Genomic DNA, 15,048 nt, shown 5'->3' on the forward strand with positions numbered 1-15,048 from the left:
CGCCTCCGGGCACGTTCTCACGTGCCCGACGACACGGAGTGTCCGGACTTCAACCCAGCCGCGCCGCGTGCCAGCGCAGGTGATCGGCCATGAAGGTCGAGATGAAGTAATAGCTGTGGTCGTACCCCGGCTGCATCCGGAGCGTCAGCGCGATGCCGGCCTCTTCGCACGCCGCCGCCAGCAATTCCGGGCGGAGATGCTCGGCGAGAAACGGGTCGGCGTCGCCCTGATCGACCAGCAGTTCGGGCAGCCGCGCGCCATCCTCGATCAGCGCGACCGCGTCGTGGACCCGCCATGTCGCAGGATCGTCACCCAGATACCCGCTGAACGCCTTCCGCCCCCAGTCGACCTGCCCCGGCGCGGCGATCGGCGCGAAGGCGGACACGCTGCGGAAGCGATCCGGGTTACGAAGCGCGATGGTGAGCGCGCCGTGGCCTCCCATCGAGTGGCCGGTGATGCCCTGACGCGTCATATCGGCCGGGAACTCCGCCGCGATCAGCGTGGGCAGTTCGTCCTCGATGTACGAGCGCATGTGGAAGTGCGTGGACCACGGCGCTTGCGTCGCGTCGAGGTAGAAGCCCGCACCCTGCCCGAAGCTGTATTCGGGTACGTCCGCCACGCCTTCGCCGCGTGGGGAGGTGTCGGGCGCGACGAAGATCAGGCCCAGTTCCGCGCAAGCCTGCCGGTATTCACCCTTCTCGGTGACGTTGGCGTGCGTGCAGGTCAGGCCAGACAGATACCACACCACCGGCAGCGTCGTGCTCGGTACATGGTCGGGCACGAACACGGAGAAGGTCATCGGCGTATCCGTCGCGGTCGATGCGTGACGGTACACGCCCTGCGTGCCACCGTGCGCGCGCACCGTGCTGACGGTTTCGATCACGCCGGCATCCGGTGGCGACCGCACAGCTTGTTGCCGTCCGGATCACGCAGATAGGCGAGGTACATGTTACCGATCGGCATGTAGCGCACGCCGGGCGGGTCCTCGGCCGACGTACCGCCATTGGCCACGCCTGCCGCATGCCAGGCGCGCGCCTGTTCCGGCGATTCCATCGCGAAACCCAGCGTGTGACCGTTGCCGGGCGCTGCGGGCTCTCCGTCGACCGGCGTGGTGACGAGCAGGCGACCGCCGCCATGCGAGTAGACAATCCGCCCCTTCGCGTCATACTCACCGGGTGCCGCGCCCACTACGGCGAGCACCGCGTCATAGAACACCTTGGAGCGGGCAAGATCGTTGCTGCCGACGACGACGTGACTGAACATGCGGGCTTCTCCGGTCAGGCGATTAGAACAGCACGACCGAGCGGATGCTTTCGCCCGCGTGCATCAGATCGAACCCCTTGTTGATCTCGTCCAACGACAGGACGTGGGTGATCATCGGGTCGATCTCGATCTTGCCGTTCATGTACCAGTCGACAATTTTGGGCACATCGGTGCGGCCCTTCGCCCCGCCGAACGCGGTGCCGCGCCAGTTGCGCCCGGTGACGAGCTGGAACGGGCGGGTGCTGATTTCCTTGCCCGCCTCCGCCACGCCGATGATGATCGAGGTGCCCCAGCCGCGGTGGCACGCCTCAAGCGCGGTGCGCATCACCTCGGTGTTGCCGGTGCAATCGAACGTATAGTCCGCGCCGCCATCGGTGAGCGCGAGGATCTCCGCGATGACGGTGGCGCGATCCTTGCCGCGCCCGTCGATGAAGTCGGTCATGCCGAAGCGGCGGCCCCATTCCTCGCGGTCCGGGTTGATGTCGACGCCGATGATCTTGTTCGCGCCGGCCAGCCGCGCACCTTGCAGCACGTTGAGGCCGATGCCGCCCAATCCGAAGACGACGATGTTCTCACCGACCTGTACGTTGGCGGTGTTGACCACCGCGCCGACGCCGGTGGTGACGCCACAGCCGATGTAGCAGGAGGTCTTGAACGGCGCGTCTTCGCGGATCTTCGCGACGGCGATTTCGGGCAGCACGGTGAAGTTCGAGAAGGTCGAACAGCCCATGTAGTGGAAGATCGGCTGGCCCTTGTAGCTGAACCGGGTGGTGCCGTCCGGCATCAGCCCTTTCCCCTGCGTGGCGCGGATCGCGGTGCACAGGTTGGTCTTGCCGCTGAGGCAGGATTTACACTGGCGGCACTCCGGCGTGTAGAGCGGGATGACATGATCGCCTGGGCGCACCGACATGACGCCCGCGCCGACCTCGCGCACGATGCCCGCCCCCTCATGCCCGAGGACGCTCGGGAACAGCCCCTCGCTGTCGAGCCCGTCGAGAGTATAGGCGTCGGTATGGCAGATACCGGTCGCCATGATTTCGACCAGCACCTCGCCCGCTTTGGGGCCTTCCAGATCAAGCTCGACGATCTCGAGCGGCCGCTTGGCCTCGAACGCGACGGCGGCGCGGGTTTTCATCGTGGCAACTCCCGATCAGGCGCGCGCATGTTCGACCACGCCGTCCGAATTGTAACGCAGCGCCTTCAGCACTGTATCGACGATCGCCTCGGCATCGAGACCCGCCTCGGCATACTGCACCTCGGGCTTGTCCTGATCCTGGAAGGTGTCGGGCAGGCGCAGCGTGCGCAGCTTGAGGCCGGCATCGATCAGCCCCTCGTCCGACGCGAAGGTCAGCACGTGCGCACCAAGCCCGCCGATCGAGCCTTCCTCGATCGTCACGGCGACTTCGTGCGTCGACAGCAGCTTGCGGATCATCCCCTCGTCGAGCGGCTTGGCGAAGCGCAGATCGGCGATCGTGGTGGAAAGCCCGCGCGCTTCCAGCGCCTCGGCCGCCTTCTGCGCCTCGCCCAGCCGGGTGCCGAGCGACAGAATCGCGACCTTCTGGCCCTGGCGCACGATGCGGCCCTTGCCGATCTCCAGCAGTTCGGGCGTGGCGGGCAGCGCGACGCCGACGCCGTTGCCGCGCGGATAGCGCACCGCGATCGGGCCGCTGTCATGCGCGACGGCGGTGTGGACCATGTGGACCAGCTCCGCCTCGTCCGACGGCGCCATCACCACGAAGTTCGGCAGCGAGGCGAGATAGGTCACGTCGAAGCTGCCGGCATGGGTCGCGCCGTCCGCGCCGACCAGCCCCGCCCGGTCAATCGCGAAGCGCACCGGCAGATTCTGAATCGCCACGTCGTGAACAACCTGATCGTAGGCGCGTTGCAGGAACGTCGAATAGATCGCGCAGAACGGCCGCATCCCCTGCGCGGCGAGCCCGGCGGCGAAGGTGACCGCGTGCTGTTCAGCGATGCCGACGTCGAAAAACCGATCCGGGTAATTTTTGGCGAACGCATCGAGCCCAGTACCCGACGGCATCGCGGCGGTGATCGCCACCACGCGGCTGTCGGTCTTGGCGGCATCGACCAACGCCTGACCGAACACGTTCTGGTATTGCGGCGGGCCGGGGGGTGCCTTGGCCTGTGTGCCGGTGATGACGTCGAAGCGCTGCACGCCGTGATATTTGTCGGCTGCCGCCTCGGCCGGGGCATAGCCCTTGCCCTTCTGCGTCACGACATGGACGAGGATCGGGCCATCGACCGCATCGCGCACGTTCTCGAGCACGGGGATGAGCTGGTCGAGGTTATGCCCGTCGACCGGACCGACGTAATAGAAACCGAGTTCCTCGAACAGCGTGCCGCCCATCGCCATGCCGCGCGCGAACTCGTCGGTCTTCTTGAGGCTGGTGGCGAGCGGACGCGGCAGCCGTTTGGCGACGCGCTTGGCGAGATCGCGTAAGCCCAGGAATTCCTTGCTCGACGCCAGCCGGGCGAGATAGCCGGACAGGCCGCCAACCGGCGGTGCGATCGACATATCGTTGTCGTTGAGGATCACGACGAGGCGGTTGCCGGCGGCCTCGGCGTTGTTCATCGCCTCATACGCCATGCCGGCGGACATCGCGCCGTCACCGATCACCGCGATCGCCTTGCCCGGCTGGTCCGCGATCTTGTTGGCGATCGCAAAGCCCAGGCTGGCCGAGATCGAGGTGGACGAGTGCGCCGCGCCGAACGGATCGTACTCGCTCTCGCTACGCTTGGTGAACCCGGACAGGCCGCCGCCCATGCGCAGCGTGCGGATACGGTCACGTCGGCCAGTGAGGATCTTGTGCGGGTAGCATTGATGCCCGACATCCCAGACCAGCCGGTCACGGGGGGTGTCGAACACATAGTGAATCGCGACGGTCAGCTCGACCACGCCGAGCCCGGAGCCGAGGTGACCGCCCGTCACGCCGACGGCGGAGATCGTCTCCTGCCGAAGCTCGTCGGCGAGCTGGCGGAGGTCTGCGGGCGCAAGTCTGCGGAGATCGGCAGGCGTATCGACGGTGTCGAGAAGCGGGGTGGTGGAAGCGTCAACCATCGCGCGTGCTTAGCGAAGCCGCACGCGACTGTCGATTGATTGCGAGCACATGCCATGCGCCTTGACGCGGCGTGCGTTGCAAAACCACAACGTCCGCATGGCAGACTTCACCCATCGCCTCGCCGTAACCCAAGACATCCCCGCCATCGCCGCGCTGATGGAACGGGCGATCGGCGCGCTGCAAGCGGGGTTTCTCACCCCGGAACAGGTGGCGGCGAGCCGGCTGAGCATGGGCCTCGATACGCAACTGATCGAGGACGGCACTTACTTCGTGGTGGAGGATGGCTCGCGACTCGCCGGCTGCGGCGGCTGGAGTTTCCGGGCGACGCTCTATGGCGGCAACCACAGCGTTTCGCTGCGTGATGGGTCGACACTCGACCCCACGCGGGATGCGGCGCGGATCCGGGCGATGTACACGGACCCGGATTTTACGCGGCGGGGCGTCGGCAGGATGATCCTCGTCATCTGCGAGGATGCCGCGCGAGTCGCCGGGTTTACCCGTGCCGAAATGATGGCGACTCTGGCGGGCGAGCCGCTGTATCGCGCCTGTGGCTACGACACGATCGCGCGAGTCGACAGGATGAACGCGAGCGGCGTGGCAGTTCCCGGGATACGGATGGGCAAGACGCTCTGAGCGGTGCCGATCACGCCTGACGACGGGTCGGTCAGGCGGCCGCCTCGCAGTCCGCGCACTTGCCGCGCACCTCGATAACCGGGCGGACCGGCGAAAAACCGGCCTTCTCCGCTGCCGAACGCACGCCGTTGGTGATGAGATCGTCGTCAAGGTGCGTGGTCTGGCCGCACGTATCGCACACCAGGAAGATACAGTCGTGCAGACAATCGGGGTGCGCGTTGGCGATATAGGCGTTGGAGCTTTCCACCCGGCGCGCGAGGTTGGCGGCTACAAACACATCGAGGATCCGGTAAACGCTGTTGGCGGCCACACGCCGACCTTCCGCCTTCGAAACCGCCTCGGCGATGTCATAGGCGGACGCCGGCTTGTCGAAAGCGGCGAGCGCGGCGAAGATGTGCGCGCGCATCGTCGTCCACTGCTCGCCCGACCGCTCCAAGGTCTGTTGGGCAGCGCGCGCGAGGGCGTCGCCCCGCGGCTCCTGATGGTGGTGGTGCATCGCCATCGCCCGCAGATAGGAACTTCGCCGTTCTGCGGCAAGCGGCGAGCCTGGCGGAAGACGGCGATTGAGACTGCTGCCGATTGGCGATAGCGCGTTGTGACTTCGGGCGGCGCGTGAACCAAAACGACAAGGTGGGTGTTCGAGAATCGATGTTACGCCGTATTTTTAACCGACCCCGCGAGCGGCAACCCGAGCGACGGCCGGTTGCGGCGTGGTACGGCTCCCGCCTGTACGCGATTGGCGATATTCATGGCCGGCGCGATTTGCTCGACGATGTCTTGCGCCAGATCGAAGAGCAGGAAGCGCAGAGCGACGGCGTGCCTTCCGAGATCATTTTTCTGGGCGACCTGATCGATCGTGGCCCGGATTCCGCCGATGTGGTCGAGCGGGTGGTGCAGTTGCGGGCAAGCGGGCGACCCGTAAGCGTGCTGCTCGGCAACCATGAAGAAATCTTTCTGCGGATTTTGCGTGGCGAGTTCAGCCTGCTGCCGATGTTCCTAAAAATGGGCGGTCGCGAGACGGTGCTCAGCTACGGCATCACACGAGAGGAATACGACACGCTATCGAACCAAGCATTGGCAGAGCGGCTGCGCGTGTTGGTGCCACATGCGCATTTTGCGTTGTTCAACGACTGCGATGTGATGGTGTTTCGCGGTGACTATGCTTTCGTTCATGCCGGCATCCGCCCCGGCGTAGCGCTTGCCGACCAGAAGGAAGAAGACCTGCGCTGGATTCGCAGCCCCTTCCTTGAAAGCAACGCCGATCATGGCCGCATCATCGTCCACGGCCACACCGTGTCTGAAGAGCCGGAGATCCGCGCCAACCGGATCGGCATCGATACCGGCGCGGTGTATAGCGACCGGCTGACCGTCCTTGGCATCGATCGCACCCGGCGATGGCTGTTCGAATCGTCCAAGGCACCTGGGGATACGTCGCGCCGTCGCGTCGCCTGACCCGGCGGGCCGTGCAGCCGGCGCCGGGCCACTCCGGCTCCAGGACTAGCGTTTAAGACTGCCGCAACAGCTCCGTGGCGAATTCGCGCACAACCGGGCCGATCTCCTCATGTACCAACGCCAGCGCGAGGTTGGCCTGAATGAAGCCCGCCTTGTCGCCGCAATCGTAGCGCTGCCCCTCGAACGTGAAACCGTGGAACGGTTGCTGGCCGATCAGTTGCAGCATCGCGTCGGTCAGCTGGATCTCACCGCCAGCCCCCTTTTCCTGCTTTTCCAGAATGCGCATCACCTCCGGCTGAAGAATATAGCGCCCCGGGATCATCAGGTTCGACGGCGCCGACCCTTGCGCGGGCTTTTCCACCAGCGCGGTCACTTCGGTCAGCCGGCCGTCGGTCTTGCCCGGAGAGATGATGCCGTATTTATGCGTTTCGGCAGGAGCAACCTCCAGCGCGCCGACGACATTGCCGCCGACCCGCGCATAGGCTTCGACCATCTGCTTCATGAAGCCAGGCGTTCCGACCATCAGTTCGTCGGGAAGAAGCACCGCGAACGGCTCGTCGCCGACGATCTCGCGCGCGCACCAGACCGCATGGCCGAGCCCCAGCGGCTCCTGCTTGGCGGATATAGACCGGTGAACCCGGCTTCATGCGAATGTTCTCAATCGCGGCGAGCGACTTGCTGCGGCCGCGCATCGTATCCTCGAGCTCGTATGACACGTCGAAATGGTCTTCCAACGAGGTCTTGTTGCGGCTGGTGACGAAGATGATCTGCTCGATCCCCGCTTCCAGCGCTTCCTCGACCGCATATTGGATGAGCGGCTTGTCGAGGACAGTCAGCATTTCTTTCGGCATCGCCTTGGTCGCCGGCAGGAACCGCGTACCCAGCCCCGCCACCGGGAAAATTGCCTTGCGTACCGGTTTGATGCTCATGCGTCCGTATCTCCGAAATCGCGCGTGATGATGTGGAAAGGACCCGCGACCTGCAACACCGCGGACGCAGCGCGCCTTATTATGGGGCTGATACGACCTTGTCGATCGGCTTAACAGCGTCGAGGCGTTAGGAGATGGCGCAGCTTGCCCGTACAGCTCGTCGTTCGCCCCGCGCGACCCCGCCGCGCATCCGGTAGCAGGACGTTCAGTTCGCCGCGCGGCGATTAAGATCGTGGCCAAGCGCGAGGATGGCGACGCCGATCAGCGTCCACACCGTCTCCCCGCCACCGCTGTCGTGCGGCAGTGACATCGCGCCCGCCATCATGCCGAGTCCCAACGAGCCAACGGCGGCCGGCATCATATACCCGTGCGAAACCGCACCGCGACCAAGTGCGATCACGCCGAGCAGAATCGCGATCGACAGGCCGACTTCGTGAAACAACGGGTTGAGCAGCAATCCGCCCGCCGACGCGGCGAGCGCGACCAGAACCGAACTGGCGACGCAGTGGATCACACAAAGCCCGGACAGGCCGATCGCGAGTCCGTCGAAGCGCGACTCGATCCAGTGAACTGCAGGATGATGAACATGAGCGGTCATTGCCCAGCGCATGTGGCATGCAACACATGAAGTTACAACATATCATCGCAAGTTTTGTGGGGGGGGAAGAACCGAGTTGAAACCGTAAGCCGCCCCAGACCGGCCCCGCCACTGGACGGGAAAAGTCCCGTTGCTGGTGTTGGCTCACCGCGCACGCAAGAACGCGTTGCGGTGTCGAACATTGGCTTAACGGGGTGCAATGGATCAACGTGCTGTCAAAATGTCCAATCGACGTGGCACCGTGATCGGGCTAGGCACAGGCATGCTTCAGGCGCACTCTGGCCGCACGGCCGTTCCCGTGGCGATGATCCGCTGGCTTTATCTGGTCGCGGCGATGATCGTGCTAATCGTGGTGGTCGGCGGCATAACCCGTCTTACCGAGTCCGGCCTGTCCATCACGCAATGGCAACCAATCAGCGGCATCGTGCCACCTCTCACGGATGCACAGTGGCAGGTGGAGTTCGCGCATTACCGGCGCATTCCGCAATATACCGCGATCCACGATGGCATGACCATGACCGGGTTCAAGCACATCTTCTTCTGGGAGTATCTGCATCGCCTGCTCGGGCGTGTGATCGGCACGGTGTTCGCGCTGCCGTTGCTGTGGTTCGCGCTGCGCAGGCAGATCCCGCGCGGGTACGGTTTCCGGCTGGTCGCGTTGCTGGCGCTCGGCGGCTTGCAGGGCGCGTTTGGCTGGCTGATGGTACGATCCGGCCTGTCCGATCGGATCGAGGTCGCACCTTTGTGGTTGGCGGCGCATCTGATGACGGCGCTGTTCACGCTTGCCGGGCTCGTGTGGACCGCGCTCGATCTGCGGGCGCTCGCGCGTAACCCATATGCGCGTCCGGCCGCGCTGACCGGGTTCGGCGCATTGGCGGCGGTCGTGCTGGCCGTGCAGCTTTTCTACGGCGCGCTGATGGCGGGGCTGCGCGCCGGGCTGGTTACGAACGAGTGGCCGCTGATGAACGGGCGAATCTTCCCGCATGAAGTGCTCGGCACGCGACCGCTCGGTGCGCTGATGATCGATGATCCTTCGCTGGTGCATTTCATTCATCGCTGGTGGGCGTGGGTCCTGGTGGCGGTGCTGGCGGTGCTGGCGCGGCGTGCTAAGGCGATGGGACATCGCCGTGCGTCGATCGCGATCCATATCGCGCTCGGGCTGCAGATCCTGCTCGGCATCGCGGTGGTGATGTCGGGCGTCAACATCGCACTCGCCGCGCTGCACCAGCTGGTCGGTGCGCTGCTGGTGGTCAGCGTGGTGTGGGGCATCCATGCGAGCGGGCGCCGCCGCGCGTGATCGGCGCGATTTTGCTGGCGCTCACCCCGGCGCCCGTCGCCGCGCCTGCTTTCCATCCGATCGAAGGCGCGACGTACCGAAGCGACACCAATGAGACGAGGACCGACGACGGCGGATCGCAGCATTTCCACGCCAGCCGGCGCATCGTGTTCCGCCGCGAGGCGACCGGTTATGTCGCGGAGACGACGATCGACTCGGCCGATCAATCCGGGCCACAGGCGGGTTCAGCGTTTCTGGCGGGCAATCGTGTCTTTTTCGGTCGCGTCGTGCGGGTGCATCTTGATCCCGCCGGCGCAATCACGGCGGTCGACGATGCCGACGCGCTGATCGAGCGCCTCGCGGCCAGTGTCGAAACCGCAGCACGGACCGTAACCGGCCCCGCCCGCGCCGCCGCGATGGCGGCACCGCTTCGAGCCTTCGACCCTGCGCAGCGGCGTGCGATGCTTGGTTCAGCGGTGGCGGACCTGATCCGTCCCGTCGATGTAGCGCGCCCGGACGGCACGCGCACCGTCGCACTGCCGTCGCGTGTGCCGACCGCCGCTGGGCAAACCTTGCCCGGCATCGAAACCGTGCGCCGCGACGGCGACGCGGTATCCATCACCACCCACGCCGCCGGGCCGGTCACGGTTGGTGGCACGACGATGCCTGGTGCCGCCGCCGGCACGATCACGCTCGACACGCTGCGCCGCGTCGATACGACGACCGCGCTGGTTATCGAGAGCCGTTCCGCCCGCGTCATCACCACCGCAAGCGGCGCACGCAGCAGCCGCGCCGAGACGATCGTGACGCTGCGACTGGAGCCCTGAACACGTACGGTATCATAATACCCGTCAGCAAAGCCGCCGCTTGCTTGACTTGCCGGCGGTTCTGCAACAATAGCGCGACATCGGGCGCCGTCCATTCGTGGGCGGCGCGCTTCGTTTCAAACAAGAGGTCATAGCCCCATGAAGGCGCTCATGAAGACCACCAAGGCGGTCAAGCCGCACGAGGTGGAGAAGAAATGGCTTATCGTCGACGCAGACGGTCTGGTCGTCGGCCGCATGGCGTCGATCATCGCCAACGTCCTGCGCGGCAAGCACAAGCCGAGCTTCACTCCCCACGTCGATTGCGGTGACAATGTCATCATCATCAACGCGGACAAGGTGCGGTTCACGGGCAACAAGCTTAAGGACAAGGTGTACTACAAGCACACCGGTTATGCCGGCGGCATCAAGGGCATCACCGCCGCCAAGGTCCTGGAAGGCCGCTTCCCGGAGCGCGTTCTGGAAAAGGCGATCGAGCGGATGATCCCGCGCGGTCCGCTCGGCCGCGCCCAGATGCGCAACCTGCGCATCTTCGCCGGCACCGAGCATCCGCACGAGGCGCAGAACCCCGAAGTCCTCGATATCGCGGGCATGAACCGCAAGAACAAGGTGGGCGCGTAATGACCGACAATCGCCAGTCCCTTTCCGATCTCGGCGCCGTCCTCAACCAGCAGGGCGAAGCCGCACAGGCGGGTGCCGAGGTTCAGGCCGACGCATATCTGTCGGGCCAGATCGACGAGCCGGTTCAGCGCGCGCCGCTGCGTGAGCAGGACCTTGACCAGTACGGCCGCGCCTATGCGACTGGCCGTCGTAAGGACGCCGTCGCCCGCGTGTGGCTCAAGCCCGGTACCGGCAAGATCACCATCAATGGTCGTGACCAGGAAGTGTATTTCGCACGTCCGACGCTGCGTCTCGTCATCAACCAGGTGTTCGGCATCACCGAGCGTACCGGTCAGTATGACGTGATCTGCACCGTCAAGGGCGGCGGGCTTTCGGGCCAGGCCGGCGCGGTAAAGCATGGCATCAGCCAGGCGATCACCAAGTACGAGCCGATCCTGCGCGCGCCGGTCAAGGCGGCAGGCTTCCTGACCCGCGACAGCCGCACGGTCGAGCGTAAGAAGTACGGCCGCGCCAAGGCACGTCGTAGCTTCCAGTTCTCGAAGCGCTAAACGCTTCCAGCTCGAACACAATGGGGCGGTCCGGCAACGGGCCGCCCTTTTCGTATGTGCGGATCAGTCGACGTGCTCGACCGGCAGCCGCACGTCCGGCGCAGGCGTGAGGGCGCGCACCTTCACCGAAAAGCCATCAGGCGCGATACGGATTTCGTTGAATGACGGCGGCGTGTCGCGCGTGCGTTCGGACAAGGTGCCGGCCCCGATCAGGCGAACCTGGTGGCCACCGACGTTATGCGCGATATCGAACGGATCGTGGACATGGCCGGTCAGTACCGCCTCGACACCCGCTTCGGCGAGCGCCTGCAAGGCTTCCGCGCCACGGTGCGTCTGCGCAGATGTGCGCGTATGCGGCTCGATCAGGGGATGGTGGCAGGCGATGAACACACGCGTGCCCGGTCGGGCCGCACGCACCAACGCAAGCGTCTTTGCAAGCTCACCTTGTGAAACATAGCCTTTAGACCAGTTCAACCGCCACTGGAAACGCGCGGTCGTCACCATCGGCACGATCGTGACTCCCGTCAGTTCGAGCGGCGTTTCGATCATCTTTTCGACCGACAGGAACCGACGGTACGGGCGGAAGAACCGTTCGAACAAGTTGAAGTACGGCAGATCGTGATTGCCGACTTCGACCGTCACCGGCACGCCCAGCCCTTGCAACCATGCAAGCCCGTTCGCAAACTCGGCACGCCGTGCCTGCAGGGTCAGGTCGCCGGTCATGATGACCGCGTCGGGCTGCTCCTTATGCACGAGATCGTCGAACCACGCGATCGCCGCGCGGTCCTCGCGTCCGAAGTGTACGTCGCTGACGTGAAACAGTCGGGTCATGAGGATAGCCCCCCGCCTATGGTACGGATAAACATCTTGTCGGTGCGGGCACCGCAAATCTGCGTGCGCGGATCGAGCATTTCCGGTTCGCCGTCGAACAGCGCGAGCACCGGCTTGCGGCCGCCGATGCGGAAGGTCTCGACAAAGACCTGCGTGACGCTGCGCGCAGCGACCCAGTCTCCTGTCAGCCACTCCCAGCCAAGCGATGCGACCGAACGGAAATCGCGCGCATCGACAGCTGCGACATCAAGCCGGTCGTCACCCGGCCGCACGAAAACCGCCTGTGGGCGGTGATCGATGCCCGGCACACCGTCGAGCCGGATGCCGCGCGAGAACGTGCGGCGCCACGCGTGCCGCAGTGCCCGCGCGAGGCCGCGCAGCTTGCCGTCCCGCACCAGTTCGCGGGCATGTACCCAAGCGGTCGCAGGGCCCAGGATCAGCCCAACCAGCGCGCGGTGCTTGCCCGCCTCCACGAACGGGAGCGCCACCACCTCCCCGCGTTCGTGGGCTGCGTGGACGATCGCGGCGGGATCGGCGTTGCCGTGCAGGGACTTGGCGAGCAGGTTCATGGTGCCCCCGGGCAGGATCAGGATCTTGCCGCCCCATTTGGCATAAGCACAGACGGCGGCGTTGATCGTGCCGTCGCCGGCGAACAGCGCGACCGTATCGGCACCGGCCGCATCGAGTTCTGCGTTGGTGGGCAGATCATCCTTCGGAAAACCCGTGCGCCCGACCAGAGTCAGCCCGCGCTCCTGGAAAACGGCGACGATCGCCTCGGCCTTGGCGTCGGTCGCCGATCCCGAGGCGATGTTGGTGATGAACCAGATTTTCTCCATCCCTCGCCAACGCGCGGACCGGTGAAAGGGGCCGATGCTCGCGCCAATTTAGCGAGCCGCATGCCAAACATGTGTTTGCGCCCCTAACGGCGGTACCTCCATTCGACTGCGACGGAAACGCGTACCAATCCCTCGCGCCAGCCTCCATACCGTGACCGGCGATATGCCACTTTCATAATGCACGCCCGATCGGTTCGTGCCACGGTGCCCCGATGCAGACTGCCTCCAAACCAATGGCCGAACTCACCCTGCGCGGGATCTTGCTCGGCGGCTTGATCACGCTCTTCTTCACTGCGGCCAACGTCTACCTTGGCCTGAAGGTCGGGCTGACCTTCGCGACGTCGATCCCGGCGGCGGTGATCTCGATGGCGATCCTGCGACTGCTGCCGGGCGGGTCGATCCTCGAGAACAATATCGTGCAGACGATCGCGAGTGCCGCCGGCACGCTGTCGGCGATCATCTTCGTGCTGCCGGGGTTGGTGATGATCGGCTGGTGGCAGGGCTTCCCCTATGTGCAGACCGCACTGATCACCGCGACCGGCGGCATCCTTGGCGTGATGTTCTCCGTGCCGCTCAGGCGGGCGCTGGTGGTCGATACCGACCTGCCCTACCCCGAAGGCGTCGCCGCAGCCGAGGTGCTGGAGATCGGCGCGGGATCGCGCGAGGGCGGCGAGGAAAGCGCGCGCGGGTTGCGCGTGCTGGTCGTCAACAGCATCGCCTCGGCCGGCTTCGCGATCGCCACACAGACCAAGATCATCACCGATACCGCCGCCACCGCCTTCCGTGTCGGCGCGGGTGCGACCGGCATTTCGGGAAGCCTGTCGTTCGCGCTGCTCGGCGTCGGGCATCTTGTCGGCATTTCGGTCGGCGCGGCGATGGCGCTCGGCCTCGTCATCGGTTGGGGCGTGCTGATGCCGGTGATGACCGCCGCACGGCCCGTTCCGGGCGACGTGGCAGGATGGGTGGGAATGATCTTCTCCAGCCAGGTGCGGTTCTTCGGGGCAGGCGTCATCGGCATTTCTGCGATGTGGACTTTGGTGCGGATCGCTGCACCAGTGATCGGCGGCGTCCGTTCGGCGTTAGCCGCAAGCGCGGCGCGCAAGGGCGGCGAGACGCTGGCGCTGGAGGAGCAGGACCTGCCGATCCTGTGGGTCGGCGCAGTCGCGGTGCTGACGCTGCTGCCGATTGTATGGCTGCTGTGGGATGTGCTGGCGGGTGGCGCACTGGCCGCCTCAGGCATTGCGCTGATCGCGGGGGCACTGGTGTTCATCCTTGTTGCCGGTCTGATGATCGCAGCGGTGTGCGGTTATATGGCCGGGCTGATCGGGGCGTCGAACTCGCCGGTGTCTGGCATCGGCATCCTCGCTGCGATCGGTTCGGCGCTGCTGCTGGTCGGACTGTTCGGGCAGCATCCGGGCGCGGACACGACGCGCGCGCTGATCGCCTATGCGCTGATCGTCACCGGCATCGTGTTCGGAGTGGCGACGATCTCGAACGACAATCTGCAGGATCTCAAGACCGGGCAACTCGTCGGGGCGACGCCGTGGAAGCAACAGGTCGCGCTGGTGATCGGCGTGGTGTTCGGCTCGCTCATCATTCCGCCGGTGCTGAACGTGCTCAACACCGGCATCGGCTTCGTCGGGGCACCGGGCGCCGGACCGAATGCGTTGGCGGCGCCCCAGGCCGGGTTGATCTCCGCGCTGGCCAAGGGGGTGCTGTCGGGCGATGCGAACTGGCGGATGCTTGGCTTTGGCGCACTCGCGGGTGTGGCGCTGATCGTGCTCGACGAGGGCCTTGGCCGCCTGAAGCTGCTGCGATTGCCGCCGCTGGGCGTCGCGCTTGGCATTTATCTGCCGATGTCGGTGATCCTGCCGACCGTCACCGGGTCGGTGGTCGGCTGGTTCTACGATCGCTGGGCGCGACGCAGTGCCAATCCCGAAGTCGCCGAGAGGATGGGCACACTGACCGCGACCGGTCTGATCGTCGGTGAAAGCCTGTGGGGCGTTGCCTTCGCGTTCATTGTGTACCTGACCGGCAGCGACGCACCGCTCGCGCTAGTCGGGCCGGGGTTCGCCGGCACCGCGCTGGTGGCGGGCACCCTGCTGTTCATCGCGCTGGCCGCGCTGCTATACCGTCGCACCATGGCGATGGCGCGTTAGC

General features: G+C 65.6%; 15 protein-coding genes and 1 pseudogene. 7 read left to right on the plus strand and 9 right to left on the minus strand.

All coding sequences use genetic code 11. The features are described 5' to 3' along the window. Positions 1-49 precede the first annotated feature (49 nt). From fghA to dxs, 4 genes are read right to left on the minus strand one after another with little or no spacing between them, the layout of a single operon-like run. Entirely contained in the window at positions 50-880 is an 831-nt protein-coding gene (gene fghA / locus OXR00_RS09565; protein WP_267388196.1) for an S-formylglutathione hydrolase, read from the minus strand. Then, complete coding sequence (locus tag OXR00_RS09570) at positions 880-1,263, minus strand: VOC family protein (RefSeq protein WP_242149787.1); 384 nt, start codon at positions 1,261-1,263, stop codon at positions 880-882. Before OXR00_RS09570 ends, fghA begins: the two co-directional genes overlap by 1 nt. Before the next feature lie 22 nt (positions 1,264-1,285). Then, positions 1,286-2,398: an S-(hydroxymethyl)glutathione dehydrogenase/class III alcohol dehydrogenase gene (locus OXR00_RS09575; protein ID WP_267388027.1), complete on the minus strand. Its 1,113-nt coding sequence runs from the start codon at positions 2,396-2,398 to the stop codon at positions 1,286-1,288. A gap of 15 nt (positions 2,399-2,413) precedes the next feature. Continuing rightward, positions 2,414-4,339 carry a 1-deoxy-D-xylulose-5-phosphate synthase gene (gene dxs / locus OXR00_RS09580; RefSeq protein ID WP_267388028.1) on the minus strand — a complete coding sequence of 642 codons (1,926 nt, stop codon included), beginning with the start codon at positions 4,337-4,339 and terminating at the stop codon, positions 2,414-2,416. 97 nt (positions 4,340-4,436) lie between these two features. Between dxs and OXR00_RS09585 the strand changes: the two genes are divergently transcribed. Continuing rightward, positions 4,437-4,973, plus strand: a complete 537-nt coding sequence (locus OXR00_RS09585) for a GNAT family N-acetyltransferase (protein ID WP_267388029.1) — start codon at positions 4,437-4,439, stop codon at positions 4,971-4,973. Positions 4,974-5,004: 31 nt separating this feature from the next. On the opposite strand, the gene OXR00_RS09590 is transcribed toward OXR00_RS09585, so the two are convergent. Then, the gene (locus tag OXR00_RS09590; protein ID WP_267388030.1) at positions 5,005-5,475 is read right to left on the minus strand and encodes a transcriptional repressor; all 471 of its coding nucleotides are present in this window, start codon (positions 5,473-5,475) and stop codon (positions 5,005-5,007) included. Positions 5,476-5,621: 146 nt separating this feature from the next. On the opposite strand from OXR00_RS09590, the gene OXR00_RS09595 reads away from it, so the two are divergent. After that, complete coding sequence (locus OXR00_RS09595; protein ID WP_267388031.1) at positions 5,622-6,425, plus strand: metallophosphoesterase family protein; 804 nt, start codon at positions 5,622-5,624, stop codon at positions 6,423-6,425. A 52-nt stretch (positions 6,426-6,477) separates the two neighbouring features. On the opposite strand, the pseudogene galU reads toward OXR00_RS09595, so the two are convergent. Both galU and OXR00_RS09605 read right to left on the minus strand, forming a co-directional pair. Next, positions 6,478-7,354 (minus strand): annotated as a pseudogene (gene galU, locus OXR00_RS09600) (UTP--glucose-1-phosphate uridylyltransferase GalU). A gap of 205 nt (positions 7,355-7,559) precedes the next feature. Further along, on the minus strand, positions 7,560-7,952 hold the full coding sequence (locus tag OXR00_RS09605; protein ID WP_267388032.1) for a MerC domain-containing protein: 393 nt from the start codon (positions 7,950-7,952) through the stop codon (positions 7,560-7,562). Positions 7,953-8,214: 262 nt separating this feature from the next. On the opposite strand from OXR00_RS09605, the gene OXR00_RS09610 reads away from it, so the two are divergent. The 4 genes from OXR00_RS09610 to rpsI all read left to right on the plus strand — a co-directional run bounded on the left by OXR00_RS09610 (position 8,215) and on the right by rpsI (position 11,221). Next, entirely contained in the window at positions 8,215-9,249 is a 1,035-nt protein-coding gene (locus OXR00_RS09610) for a COX15/CtaA family protein (protein WP_267388033.1), read from the plus strand. Continuing rightward, entirely contained in the window at positions 9,246-10,055 is an 810-nt protein-coding gene (locus OXR00_RS09615) for a hypothetical protein (protein WP_267388034.1), read from the plus strand. The genes OXR00_RS09610 and OXR00_RS09615 overlap by 4 nt, the downstream gene beginning before the upstream one ends. Positions 10,056-10,193: 138 nt before the next feature. After that, positions 10,194-10,673 carry a 50S ribosomal protein L13 gene (gene rplM / locus OXR00_RS09620; RefSeq protein ID WP_242149764.1) on the plus strand — a complete coding sequence of 160 codons (480 nt, stop codon included), beginning with the start codon at positions 10,194-10,196 and terminating at the stop codon, positions 10,671-10,673. After that, on the plus strand, positions 10,673-11,221 hold the full coding sequence (gene rpsI, locus OXR00_RS09625) for a 30S ribosomal protein S9 (protein WP_242149760.1): 549 nt from the start codon (positions 10,673-10,675) through the stop codon (positions 11,219-11,221). The genes rplM and rpsI overlap by 1 nt, the downstream gene beginning before the upstream one ends. 63 nt (positions 11,222-11,284) lie before the next feature. On the opposite strand, the gene OXR00_RS09630 is transcribed toward rpsI, so the two are convergent. Both OXR00_RS09630 and OXR00_RS09635 read right to left on the minus strand, forming a co-directional pair. Beyond that, positions 11,285-12,052: a metallophosphoesterase gene (locus OXR00_RS09630; RefSeq protein WP_267388035.1), complete on the minus strand. Its 768-nt coding sequence runs from the start codon at positions 12,050-12,052 to the stop codon at positions 11,285-11,287. Further along, the gene (locus OXR00_RS09635) at positions 12,049-12,888 is read right to left on the minus strand and encodes a diacylglycerol kinase family protein (RefSeq protein WP_267388036.1); all 840 of its coding nucleotides are present in this window, start codon (positions 12,886-12,888) and stop codon (positions 12,049-12,051) included. The genes OXR00_RS09630 and OXR00_RS09635 overlap by 4 nt, the downstream gene beginning before the upstream one ends. A 212-nt stretch (positions 12,889-13,100) precedes the next feature. On the opposite strand from OXR00_RS09635, the gene OXR00_RS09640 reads away from it, so the two are divergent. Continuing rightward, complete coding sequence (locus tag OXR00_RS09640; RefSeq protein ID WP_267388037.1) at positions 13,101-15,047, plus strand: oligopeptide transporter, OPT family; 1,947 nt, start codon at positions 13,101-13,103, stop codon at positions 15,045-15,047. The last annotated feature ends 1 nt before the right edge of the window (position 15,048 follow it).

Origin of the sequence: Sphingomonas sp. GC_Shp_3 (assembly GCF_026540945.1) — a bacterium.
In the GTDB taxonomy this organism is placed as follows: Bacteria; Pseudomonadota; Alphaproteobacteria; order Sphingomonadales; family Sphingomonadaceae; genus Sphingomonas.